The sequence below is a fragment of the Bradyrhizobium sp. CB2312 genome, assembly GCF_029714425.1.
GTDB lineage: Bacteria > Pseudomonadota > Alphaproteobacteria > Rhizobiales > Xanthobacteraceae > Bradyrhizobium.
Genome location: NZ_CP121668.1, coordinates 7847133 through 7859591, shown reverse-complemented (window position 1 = coordinate 7859591; position 12459 = coordinate 7847133). Strand labels below are relative to the sequence as shown.

General features: G+C 63.7%; 9 protein-coding genes. 6 read left to right on the top strand and 3 right to left on the bottom strand.

Annotated features, from left to right (window positions below):
- Positions 1 to 140: 140 nt before the first annotated feature.
- Positions 141 to 614, top strand: coding sequence for a Cys-tRNA(Pro) deacylase (ybaK, locus tag QA642_RS38095; protein ID WP_283081503.1), 474 nt, complete (start codon positions 141 to 143; stop codon positions 612 to 614).
- Positions 615 to 806: 192 nt separating this feature from the next.
- Here ybaK and QA642_RS38090 read toward each other — a convergent pair whose 3' ends face one another.
- A complete protein-coding gene (locus QA642_RS38090) occupies positions 807 to 3593 on the bottom strand; it encodes a non-ribosomal peptide synthetase (RefSeq protein WP_283081502.1) in 2787 nt (928 codons plus the stop codon).
- 186 nt (positions 3594 to 3779) lie between these two features.
- On the bottom strand, positions 3780 to 4463 hold the full coding sequence (locus QA642_RS38085; RefSeq protein WP_283081501.1) for a GntR family transcriptional regulator: 684 nt from the start codon (positions 4461 to 4463) through the stop codon (positions 3780 to 3782).
- Between the two features lie 159 nt (positions 4464 to 4622).
- Between QA642_RS38085 and tcuA the strand changes: the two genes are divergently transcribed.
- The 5 genes from tcuA (at position 4623) to QA642_RS38060 (ending at position 9002) form a co-directional block, all read left to right on the top strand.
- Positions 4623 to 6014: an FAD-dependent tricarballylate dehydrogenase TcuA gene (gene tcuA, locus QA642_RS38080; protein ID WP_283081500.1), complete on the top strand. Its 1392-nt coding sequence runs from the start codon at positions 4623 to 4625 to the stop codon at positions 6012 to 6014.
- A gap of 40 nt (positions 6015 to 6054) precedes the next feature.
- Complete coding sequence (locus QA642_RS38075) at positions 6055 to 7083, top strand: esterase (RefSeq protein WP_283081499.1); 1029 nt, start codon at positions 6055 to 6057, stop codon at positions 7081 to 7083.
- A 4-nt stretch (positions 7084 to 7087) separates the two neighbouring features.
- Complete coding sequence (tcuB, locus tag QA642_RS38070) at positions 7088 to 8194, top strand: tricarballylate utilization 4Fe-4S protein TcuB (RefSeq protein WP_283081498.1); 1107 nt, start codon at positions 7088 to 7090, stop codon at positions 8192 to 8194.
- Positions 8195 to 8266: 72 nt separating this feature from the next.
- Positions 8267 to 8425 carry a DUF5993 family protein gene (locus tag QA642_RS38065; RefSeq protein WP_014497560.1) on the top strand — a complete coding sequence of 53 codons (159 nt, stop codon included), beginning with the start codon at positions 8267 to 8269 and terminating at the stop codon, positions 8423 to 8425.
- Between the two features lie 25 nt (positions 8426 to 8450).
- Positions 8451 to 9002 carry a disulfide bond formation protein B gene (locus QA642_RS38060; RefSeq protein ID WP_283081497.1) on the top strand — a complete coding sequence of 184 codons (552 nt, stop codon included), beginning with the start codon at positions 8451 to 8453 and terminating at the stop codon, positions 9000 to 9002.
- Positions 9003 to 9046: 44 nt separating this feature from the next.
- Here the strand turns inward: QA642_RS38060 and QA642_RS38055 are convergent, their stop codons facing one another.
- Complete coding sequence (locus QA642_RS38055; RefSeq protein ID WP_283081496.1) at positions 9047 to 12451, bottom strand: acyl-[ACP]--phospholipid O-acyltransferase; 3405 nt, start codon at positions 12449 to 12451, stop codon at positions 9047 to 9049.
- Positions 12452 to 12459 lie beyond the last annotated feature (8 nt).

Sequence of the window (12459 nt, the reverse complement as noted above, 5' to 3'; positions counted from 1 at the left end):
GATGACACCGAGGGTGTGGCGCTTATCTGCGCCCACACCGTCATTGCGAGCGAAGCGAAGCAATCCAGACAGTCGCGGCGGCGGCATCCTGGCTTGCTTCGTCGCTTCGCTCCTGGCAATGACGGTGGTAAACGTGGGCCATGTCCAAAGTTACCCCTGCCACACGCGCGCTCACAGCCGCCGGCGTCGCCTTCACCGTCCACGCCTACGACTACGATCCTGATGCCGAGAGCATCGGGCTGCAGGCCGCATCCGCGCTCGGGGAGGACCCCGCGCGCGTGTTGAAGACGCTGATGGCGCTGGTCGACGGCAAGCCGGTCTGCGTAATCGTTCCGTCCGACCAGGAAGTCTCGATGAAGAAGCTCGCCGCGGCCGTGGGCGGCAAGTCGGCGCAGATGATGAAGCCGCCGGAGGCCGAGCGCGTCACCGGCTACAAGGTCGGTGGCATCAGCCCGTTCGGGCAGCGCAAGCAGGTTGGCACCGTGATCGAGCAGAGCGCGCTCGCGCATGATCTGGTCTATCTCAATGGCGGCCAGCGCGGATTGCAGGTGCGGCTCAAGCCGACCGATGTACGGGATGTCGCGAAAGCGGTCGTCGCGGATGTGCTTGCGTGAAGGCGATTGATCGGGAGCGTAAGGTGACCGCAGCCGCTATGGCTGCGTGGTCATCCTCTCTCTCTCTCTCTCTCTCTCTCTCTCTCTCTCTGATGTCGGTTCCGCCGCTCGCTGCAGGCTCATTCCTCATTTTGAACGATCTTCTGATTTGGAAGAACAGATCATGTCGGCGCAGCTCGCCCGCGTCATCATTCAACTGAGTTGATTCGCATGACAAGCATCGGTAGTTGCTTTCACACGAACGCTTCTGCCGGTCACTGGTTTTCCGTAGGTTGCGATTAGAGCTCGCTCGATCAGTGGCTGATTGATTGACAGATGTGGTTCAACGACGAGGTCCAGGTGTCCACCATTGACGGGAATAACGTCGAGTCGCTCGACGAGACGATCCCAGCCCATGCGCGGAGAGACATGGGCGCGTCTGCAGGAGAATAGCGTGGCGGTTATCGGCAGTTGCTGATGGGCTTCCCCGACCCACCTCCGGAACGCGCGCATACGCAGAACTTCCTCCGCCTCGAGCTTAAGCATGAAGTGGGTGGCTGGAGCGAACGACCATTGTTTGAATTCGAGTGCGCGCATCAGCAGTTGCTCTCTACCCACGCGCACAAATGCCTTGGAAATGGAACGGCAGATCATCCTGTAGATGGTAACTCGGTGAGTCCGGATACGCTGCAAAGTCCTGCTGAGCCCCTCCACGTAGCCGCTTCGTTCATTTCCCACATTCGTGTCCAATACCCCGAAAAACCTTACTTTCCTGCCCTCGGCTATCAGCTGGCGCGCTATCTCGAAAGCAACTCCGCCTCCCAGCGAATAGCTCAAAAGTCTCACGTCGCCACTGGGTTGGATGCGATGGATCTGGTCCATGGCGGCCGCCGCCATGTCTGTGACCTCTGATTGTCCAGCCATGGCAGTGCTCAGAGCCGGATATCGGAGGGTCGTGACTTGAGCCACATCGTCCAATGTCGCTCCGAAGGCGGTCAAGCTTGGACCGAAGCCGATTGAACCTGGCACCAGAAACAACGGTGGCTTGGTCGGGTGGTCACAATCAACATCCGCGTCCTGGCTGAGTGCGTCGGCCGCCGCCGCAGCCATCCTGGCTACGTCGGCGTCTAAGGTAAATGCTCCGAGGTCGAGCTGCGTGCCAATCAGGTCTTCCAATTCCATGACGAGCCGGAGAAGCTGCAGGGAATCTCCTCCCGCTTCATCCCACGAGCCCACCGCGTTCCGCGTACCAAGCACCCGTTTCCAGACCTGCTCGACTGCCGATCGTGCATGATGCAGTTCATCGAGTGAACGCGATACAGGCTCTACGAGAGCTGCATCGCGGGCGCGGAGGGTGACCACGTCGATCTTGCCGCTCCCAAGCCGGGGGATGTCCGCGACCTCGTGCAGTCGCTTCGGGTGAAGCGATCCTGGAACAGTCTTACGGATGACTTCCCAAATGGCGCCCGGGAATGGAATGCCGGAGTTGGGTTCGAGGACGACAAAGGTCACCAATTCGTTCGCAGCCGTGACGACAACGACCGCGTCGGCAACGTGTGGAATTTGACGGACCGCAACCTCGAGTTCCGCCGGCTCGATACGTTTTCCATTGATCTTGATCTGCCGGTCTTTGCGGCCGACAACGTGCATGACTTCTCGATCATCGAAAAAGACGAGATCACCTGTCGCATGTATCCGACGCGTCGGGTCCTTGGGATCGCTGCGAGCCGCAATTAATGCGCCCTTTTCCCATCGCCCAAGCGTTACGAAGCGGCTGGATATCATGAGCTCACCGCACTCACCCTGCGGGACAGATGCTCCGTTGTCGTCGACCACGGCAAAAGAAATTCCGGGCAGCAGATATCCGACCGGAGTCGTGACAGTCCCTTCGGCAAACTGCGTTGGAACGAAACACTGAGAGCCGGTCGTCTCCGTTGAAGAGTAGCCAATCTGAACGTAGGCGTGCGGCATCGCCCGACGAAAAAACTCGATGTCGGCCGTCAAGATCTTCTCGCCGCCAATTCGGAGGATTCGCACCGACTGAAAGTCGTTGTGCTTTCCCGCAGAGGTCATGGTGCGCAGTAGCGTGGGAACGGAATAGATGACCGTCGCACGTTGCGATCCAATCGCGCGCAGCGTCCCGTGGAGCCCGGCGGCTTCAAGATCCGCAACGTAGAGCCTTGCACCGATCAGCAGCGACGTCAGCATTTCCCTGCAGCCTGCAATCGTGGTGGGGCCGCTCAACGGGAAGAACACATCCTCGTGGCTCAGATGGGAGGCGTTCACATACTGCAATACGCGCTGGAGAAGACTGCGTTGGCTGTTCACGATGCCTTTCGGACGCCCAGTGCTTCCGGAGGTGTATAGGATGAGAGCCGGGTCGTCGACCGAGACCGAAAGCGACGGCGCGGCGCCATGTCCCTGATCCGTCAAGCTCGCGATATTGATCCAGCGCAGGTGTGCAAGGTCTGCGAAGCTCGGCGGCGCATCCGGCAGGCAGCCGATCACGACGGTGAGGCCTGCGTCGGTTGAAATGTCCACGTTCCGGCTGACCGGATCGCGGCAGTTGAGGGGAAGGCAAGGTCGATTTGCCGCCATGCATGCAAGCATTGCAACAGGTTGCCAGACGCAGTTCGGCATCAGCAGGCCCACCGCTTGTCCAGCAGGAACAAGCTCAGGGAGTAGATTGGCTAACTTGACCACTGCGGCATGAAGTTGCGCAAACGCGAGTTGGTGCGTTCCGTCGTCGACGCAGATCTTGTGAGGATGGCACTCAACGATGCGGGTCAGATGTTCGATCGCTGGCGTGTCGGGAAAATCGTGCGGCAGCGCCTTGAAGGGGGTGTTTGGGCCGCCATCATCCAGGGGGCGTTCCGGTACTGCCTTCCACTCGATGCCGTCGGCTACGCTCTCGACGAAAGGGTGGACAATACCAGCGGCAGAACCTTCTAAAGGCTTCAACGGCACCTCAGCATGAAACTTCGAACCCCGCGTCGCCACGCAGTGACTCCATGTCAAGACCGCTTGATGTCGCGTGTGACAGGATAGCGCGCCCTATCGCGGGAAAATCATTCGAATGCAGTACGACAAAAGGCATGGTTCCGGTACCAAGGTATGGAAACGGGCCTAAAGCGAGCGCCCGGGGCGACACGGATGCGCATCCGTGCGGGGGCGAGACGACAGCGCCTACTGCTTCTGCAACAGCTTCAACCGGCAGCGCAGCGCTTCGCGGATGTGCGCGCGGGCGAGCTGCTCGGCCTTGTCGCCGTCGCGCGCGGCGATGGCCTCGATGATGGCCTGGTGCTCGCCGTGGCTGGTCGAGGGGCGGCCCGATACGGTGAAGGTCGTTGGGCCGAGCAGAGCGATCCAGTCCTGTAGTTCCCGCGAGGCGTTGTCGAGATAGCGGTTGCGCGCGGCGCGGCAGATCGCTTCGTGGAAGGCGCGGTTGAGCTTCGCCATCTCGGCGGCGTCGGTCGCGGACGCCTCGACAAAAGCCTGCTCGATATCCCTGAGTGCATCGACCTCGGGCGCCGAGGCATGCGCGGCGGCGAGGCGCGCCGCGGCGCCTTCCATGATCTCGCGCATGGCGTAGAGCTCGAGCACTTCCGAGATGTCGAGGTTGCGCACGATCAAGCCGCGGCCGCCGGCGGGCTCGACGAAGCCGCGCGCGGCGAGCCGTCCCAGCGCTTCCCGCACCGGCGTGCGGCTGACCTTGAGCCGCTGCGCGACCTCCTCCTCGCGCAGGCGGTCACCGGCGCGATAGTTGCCGGCCTGCAGTGCCTCGCACAGCGAGCGGAACACGGCTTCACCGAGCGCCACGCCGCTGCCGCGTCCGATTGATCCGCCTGTCTTTGCCGGGCGTCTGGCCATGCATCCTCGTCGGCCGCCAAGCGCATCCTGCCCATGCAGAGATGTCGCTTGCGCTGCTTCTGTATATCTTTGTATACAAAGGTACGCAATGGTCGGCGCGGTTGATCCGCGCCGGCTGGCGGCAGAATGTCTCCAACTTCGTCGCACCGGACAGACGGCATGAGCAGCAGATACGACGTGCTGGTGATCGGCGGCGGCAACGCGGCACTGTGCGCGGCGATTTCGGCGCGGCGCGGCGGCGCCTCGGTGCTCGTGCTCGAAGGCGCGCCAAAATTCTATCGCGGCGGCAACACACGCCACACCCGCAACATGCGCTGCGCCCATGACGTGGCGACCGAAATCCTGACCGGCCCCTACACCGAGGAGGAGTTCTGGGAGGATCTGCTGCGCGTCACCGGCGGGCAGACCGACGAGGAGCTCGCCCGTCACATGATCCGGGAGTCCAAGGACATCCTGAACTGGATCGTGGAGCAGGGCGTGCGCTGGCAGCCCTCGCTCGGCGGCACGCTGAGCCTCGGCCGCACCAATTCCTTCTTTCTCGGCGGCGGTCGCGCGATGCTCAACGCGCTGTATCTGACTGCCGAGCGTCTCGGCGTCGACGTCGAATACGATGCCGAGGTCACCGACCTCGTGATCGAGGACGGCATGTTCCTCGCCGCGCGCCTCAAGCGGCCGGTCAAGGGCGAGACCGAGATCCGCGCGACGGCGCTGGTCGCGGCAGCCGGCGGGTTCGAGGCCAACATCGAATGGCTCAAGCAATATTGGGGCGAGGCCGCCGACAATTTCCTGATCCGCGGCACGCCCTATAACCGCGGATCGATCCTGAAGATGCTGCTCGACAAGGGCGTGCAGGAGGTCGGCGACCCCACCCAGTGTCATGCGGTCGCGATCGACGCCCGTGCACCGAAATTCGACGGCGGCATCATCACCAGGCATGACTCGGTCGTGTTCGGCATCGTCGTCAACAAGCACGCGCAGCGCTTCTATGACGAGGGCGAGGACATCTGGCCGAAGCGCTACGCGATCTGGGGCCGGCTGGTCGCGGCGCAGCCCGACCAGATTGCCTACATCATCTTCGATTCGACCGTCGTCACCAGCTTCATGCCGACGCTGTTCCCGCCGATCGCCGGGCAGACCATTGCCGAGCTCGCGGGCAAGCTCGAGCTCGATCCAGCCGCGCTGGAAAAGACCATCAGCGAGTTCAACGCCGCGGTGCGGCCCGGCACGTTCGATCACACCATTCTCGATGACTGTGTGACCGATGGCATCACGCCACCGAAGACGCACTGGGCGCGCAGAATCGAAACGCCGCCTTATCTCGCCTATCCGGTGCGGCCCGGCATCACCTTCACCTATCTCGGCACGCGCGTGAACAAGGAGGCGCGAATGTTGATGGCCGACGGCAAGCAGTCCGCCAACATGTTCGCGGCGGGCGAGATCATGGCCGGCAACGTGCTCGGCAAGGGCTATGCGGCCGGCATGGGCATGAACATCGGCAGCGTGTTCGGACGCATCGCAGGACGGGAAGCGGCGCGCCACGCCAAGAACTAGGACAAAGAACTAGGACAAAGAAAAGCTAAAGGGAGCAACCATGTCACGCCTTGCCATTGCTTCGATTGCGGCGCTGCTCACGATCGGCCACGCCCGCGCCGCCGAGCCGATCACCTTGCGCGATATGGGCTCGTTCCATGTCGGCGGGCGTCTTGTCGAAATCTCCGGCAAGCCGGTGAGGGAGGTTGTGTTTGCGCCTGGCGGCGTGCCGGCCAAGGTCGATCCTAACGGCACCTACCAGGTCGAGCAGATGTATGTGCAATATTTCCTGCCGGCCAACGAGAAGGGCGCCTATCCGCTGATGATGTGGCACGGCGGCGGACTGACCGGCGTCACCTACGAGACCACGCCCGATGGACGCGAAGGCTGGCTGAACTATTTCCTGCGCAAGGGATGGGCGGTCTACAATTCCGATGCGGTGGAGCGTGGGCGCGCAGGTTGGGCGCAATACCCCGACATCTTCAAGGGTGAGCCGGTCTTCCTCACCACGGCCAATCCGTTCGAGCGCTTCCGCATCGGCGACGGGCCGAACTCCTACGATCCCGACCCCGCCAAGCGGAAGGTGCTGCCGGGAAACCAGTTTCCGGTCGAGGGCTACGAGAACTTCGTCAAGCAGAATGTGCCGCGCTGGACCACGACGGATGATGCGACCATCGCGGCCTATATCGCCGAGATCGACCGCGTCGGTCCCTCGGTGCTCCTGTTCCACAGCCAGGCCGGCACCTTCGGTTTCAAGGTTGCGCAAGCTCGGCCCGACAAGGTCAAGGCGCTGATTGCGATCGAGCCGGCCGGCATTGGCGATCTCGCCAAGGCGGATGTGCTGAAGAACATCCCGACCCTCATCATCTATGGCGACTATATCGAGCGCGATTCGCGTTGGCCAAAAATCCGCGCCAACGGCATCGCCTTTGCGGACGCCATCAAGGCGGCTGGCGGCAGCGTCGACATCGTCGACCTCCCGCAGGCTGGCATCAAGGGCAATTCGCACATGGTGATGATGGACAAGAACAACCTCGAGGTCGCGGGCCTGATCCAGAAATGGCTCGAGGCGAAGGGCTTGACGAAGTAACGCCATGCACGGAACCAGAATTTTGGACGAGGCCGACCGTCTGATGACGGTCTGCAATTCCTGCCGCTACTGCGAAGGTCTTTGCGCGGTGTTTCCGGCGATGGAGATGCGCCGCGCTTTCTCCGACGGCGACCTCAACTACCTCGCCAATCTCTGCCATTCCTGCGGCGCCTGCTACGTCGATTGCCAGTTCTCGCCGCCGCACGAGTTCAACGTCAACGTCCCGAAAACGCTCGCGGTTGCGCGCGCCGAATCCTATGCGGCCTATGCCTGGCCGCAGGCGCTCTCCGGCGCCTTCGCGCGCAATGGGCTCGTCATCAGCATCATTGCCGCGCTCAGCATGGCGGCCTTCATTCTCGGCTTCGCGGCGCTCAACGACCGCAACGTTTTGTTCGGCGTCCACACCGGTCCCGGCGCCTTCTATAGACTGATGCCGCATAACGCGATGGCCGCGCTGTTCAGCGCCGCCTTCCTCTACGCGATCCTGGCCCTCGTCATGAGCGTGCGCGCGTTCTGGCGTGATATCGGCACGCCGATCGGTCGGCATGCCGACGGCGGCTCGATCTTCCAGGCGATCCGCGATGCCGGCGAGCTGCGCTATCTCCATGGCGGCGGCGTCGGTTGCTACAACGAGGACGACAAGCCGACCGATAAGCGCAAGCTGTATCACCATCTGACGTTCTACGGCTTCCTGCTGTGCTTTGCCGCGACCTCGATCGCCACGCTGTACCACTATCTGCTTGGCCGCGAGGCGCCGTATCCTCTGTGGGATCTGCCCGTGGTGCTCGGCACGCTCGGTGGCATCGGCCTCATTGTCGGTCCGATCGGCCTGTTCACGGCCAAGATGCGGCGCGATCCGGCATTGCTCGACGAGAACCGCTACGGCATGGATGTCGGCTTCATCGCCATGCTGTTCCTGACCGGCCTCACCGGCATGCTGCTTCTCGTCCTGCGCGAGACCGCCGCCATGGGGCCGCTGCTGGCGCTGCATCTCGGCACGGTGTTCGCGCTGTTCATCACCATGCCCTATGGCAAGTTCGTGCACGGCATCTATCGCTTCGTGGCGTTGGTGCGCTATGCGCAGGAGCGGCGCAGCGAAGCCGGCTCTTGAGGGGCGTTCGGCGCTGACGTATCTCTTGAGCCGGTTCGCGCGATGCGCGAATCGCTTGGGGGGCCCACGCTCATGTACATGTTTCTGCCCTTTCTGCTGGCGCTCGCAGGCTGCGCGTCGGTCTGGCGTTCGCGCGCGGGACTGAGCTATGCGCTCTGGAGCGCAACCATCGTCGTGACGGTCGCATGGTTCTTCCACCACGCGACCGATCCGCTGAAATTCTCGTTCTGACGGCGGCGAGATGGGCGCGACAGGGATGAGCGGGCAGCGATCGGTCGGAGCGATCCTGAATATGCTGGGGCTGCTCGGGATCTCGTCGGTCCTGACGATCGCATTCTTCTATCAGCTGGCGCTCGGCGAGTTGCCCTGTCCGCTCTGCCTGCTGCAACGGGCCGGGTTCATCGCGATCGGCATGGGATTTCTGTTCAACATGCGTCTCGGCGAGCGTCCGTCGCACTATGCGATGATCCTCGTTGCGAGCCTCGTCACCGGGTTCATTTCGATGCGGCAGGTGTCGCTGCATCTCGCGCCCGGCGATCCCGGCTACGGTTCGACGCTGTTGGGCTTGCATTTCTATACCTGGGCGCTGATCGCGGCGGTCGGAATCGTCTGCTATGTCGCGCTCGTCTTTCTCCTGAAGGATATCACCGGCAACCGGGACGCCGACGCGCCGATGGGTGGGCCGGCATCGAATGCGGCGTTCGCGATCTTCGTGTTGCTGGTCGCCGCAAATCTGCTGTCGACCGCGCTGGAGTGCGGTGCAGGGCAGTGCGACGACAACCCGGTTCGCTATCTTCTGCTCAAGTGAAGGACCGTCGCACCGGGCATCCGCCGGTGCGACGATCCTGAGCCTTACGCAACCTCGCGCTCCGGCGCGGAGGCCTGCTCGCGGGCCATGTTGGTTGCAGTGACATAGTCGGTCTTGCCGGTGCCGAGCAGCGGCACCTTGTCGACCACCATGATTGTCGCGGGAACGGTCAGCTCGGACGCGCCGATCGTCTTGGCCTGGGCCTGCATCGCGCTGCGCTCGGCGTTCTTCTCCGTCGTCAGCAATACGATACGCTCGCCCTTGCGCTGGTCGGGGATCGACACGGCGACCGAGGCTGCCTGCGGCCACAGCGCCGTCGCGATGGCTTCGACCGCCGATAGCGAGACCATCTCGCCTGCGATCTTGGCAAAGCGCTTGGCGCGGCCCTTGATGGTGATGAAGCCGGCGGAGTCGATCGACACGATGTCGCCGGTGTCGTGCCAGCCTTCGGGAAGCTTTTCGAGCACGCCGGGATTTTCGGCCCGCAAGTAACCCAGCATCACGTTCGGTCCGCGCACCGAGAGACGTCCGCCTTCCTCGATGCCGGGGACCGGATCGAGCCTGCTTTCCATCAGCGGCGAGAGGCGGCCGACCGTGCCGGGACGGTTGGCCATCGGCGTATTCATTGCCAGCACCGGCGCGGTCTCGGTGACGCCATAGCCTTCGAGGATGCGGATGCCGTAGCGCTCCATGAACACCTGGCGCGTGCGGTCCTTGACCGCCTCGGCGCCGGCGATCACGAGGCGCAGGGTGCGGAAGTCGTAGGCGTGCGCCGAGCGCGCATAGCCGGTGAGGAACGTATCGGTGCCGAACAGGATCGTCGCGCCAGTCTGGTAGATCAGTTCGGGCACGATGCGGTAGTGCAGCGGCGAGGGATACATGTAGATCGGAATGCCCGCGAGCAGCGGCATCATCATTCCGCCAGTGAGCCCAAAGGAGTGGAACACCGGCAGCACGTTGAACACCTTGTCATTGGCGTTGGCATCGACGCGCGCCAGCGCCTGCGCCGCGTTGGCGAGGATGTTGCGATGGGACAGCACCACGCCCTTGGGCGTGCCTTCCGAACCCGACGTGAACAACACGACGGCCGGATCGTTCGCCTGACGGGCGACGCGCGGCGCGGTGCCGGCGAGCAGGCCCTTGATCTTGTCGGCCGTGCCAATCGAGGCGCGGACGTCCTCGAGATAGACCACGCGCGCTTCCGCGGAGATCGCGGCCATCAGCTTGTCGAGCTTGCCCTTCTCGATGAAGGCTTTCGAGGTCAGCACGGTCTTGACCTGCGCGGCCTTCATCGCGGCGAGGACGTTGACCGGGCCGGCCGAGAAATTGAGCATCGCCGGGACGCGGCCGATGCTTTGCAAGCCCATGAAGACGACGGCAACGCCCGCCGAATTCGGCAGCAGCACGCCGACATTCTCGCCGGCCACCGTGCCGGTCTCAAGCTTGCGGCTCAGCACCTGCGCGCCGAGGATCAGCTTGCGATAGGTCAGCTCGGTGCCGAGCGCGTCCTCGATGATCACCTTGCCGGTGTCGCGGTCGCGATAGGCGTGGCCGAGCGCCTCGAACAGCGTGTGGTCGAGCATCGCGTTCTTGACCAGGGCATCGATCATCACGTCCTGGAGCGCGGCGCCCGCGGCATTGCGGCGCGCCTTGCCCTTCAGCTGCTCATCGATCGGAAGCTTGATCGGCGGCAGGATCGTGACCGTCACGCGCGGGAACCACGAGCGCTTGATCTGGCTGCCATTGAGGTAGCTGAGATGCGAGCGTTGTGCGCCTTCGATGCGAACCGGCACGACCACGGCATCGGCCTTGTCGGCGATCATCGCGGTGCCGTCATAGACCTTCATCAGCGAGCCGGAGACGGTGATGCGTCCCTCCGGGAAGATCACCACCGGCTCGCCGGCGGCGACCAGCTTGATCAGGTCGCGTGCGGCGAGCGGCTTGGTCGGGTCCATGGTGTAGTGCTTGACTACGCGCAGGAAGGGCTTGGCCCACCAGGCCTTGGAGATGCCGGTATCGACCGCGAAGCTGGCGTCGATCGGCAGCACGGCGTGCAGCAACGGGCCGTCGATCAGGCTGACATGGTTCGGCGCGATCAGCATGCGCGTGCCGGGAGGCGGCAGGTTCTCGAGCCCGCGAACCTCGGTGCGGAACAGCGCGCGGAACAAGAGCCCGCCGAAATCGCGCACGCCTTCCTTGCCCCACTTGGTCAGCACGAACCACACCGCGCCGAAGCTGGCGACGCCGAGGCCGAAGAAGATCCAGCCGACATGCAATCCGGCAGCCTGCAGCAGCGCGACGAACAGCGAGCCGACCACCATGAAGGCGGCCTGCAGCACATTGCCGGCGGCAATGATGCGGGCGCGCTCGTTTGGTGCCGACCAGGCCTGCACCGCCGCGAAGGAGGGAACGACGAACAGGCCGCCGCCGAACGCGAAGGCGACGAAGTCGGCGAGCATGCGCAGGCCGGCGAACGAGGTCGCGAAGCCGGCCGCGGTGATGTCCTGACCCTTGGTGGTCACGGCGATGGCCCAGGCGAGGTCGAGGCCGGCGCAGCCCATGATGATGGCGCCGATCGGCACCAGCGCAAGATTCGGGCGAACGTGGCTGAGACTGGCCGCGAACAGCGAGCCGATGGCGATGCCGATCGCGAAGATCGCAAGGCACAGCGTCACCACGCCCTCGGTGCCGCCGACGACCTCCTTGATCAGGGCCGGCAGCAGCGACAGCACGATGGCGCCCACCAGCCAGAACCAGGAGACGATCACAGTGCCGTCCCACAGCCGGTGGTCGGCGTGCAACGTCCTCAGCAGGCTCAGCGTCGAGGTCCAGGGATTGGCGTTGACGGGCAGATCGGGGGCAGACGGCGTGGTCGCGGGAATGCGCGAGGCGAAGGCCCAGGACAACAGGGCCAGCACGACCACGGCCGATGCGACCCAGCCCATATGCGCGGAGCCCGCCACGAACTGGCCGCCGGCGACGGTGCCGAGCAGGATGGCCATGAAGGTCGCGCCTTCGACCAGCGCGTTGCCGGTCGCGAGCTCGCCGAGCTCGAGCTGGTCCGGCAGCATGGAATATTTCACGGGGCCGAACAGGGCGGCGATGATGCCGAACAGCGCCAGCGCTGCAAACAGCAGCGGCACCGAGTGCAGGAAGAAGCCGGCGGCGGCAAAGGCCGCGGCGAAGATCTCGGCGAATTTGAGCCGCCTTGCGACGACGGATTTGACGTATTTGTCGGCGAGCTGGCCGCCGAGCCCGGACAGGATGAAATAGGGGAAGATGAAGACGGCGCCTGCCACTGTCACCAGGGCATCGCCGTGGCCGGTCGCGGCACTGTAAAGCAGGATGATGACGAGTGCGTTCTTGAGCACGTTGTCATTGAGCGCCGAGAAGAACTGCGCCCAGAACAGCGGCGCAAAGCGGCGTGACGACATCAAATCCCTGATCATGACGAGTC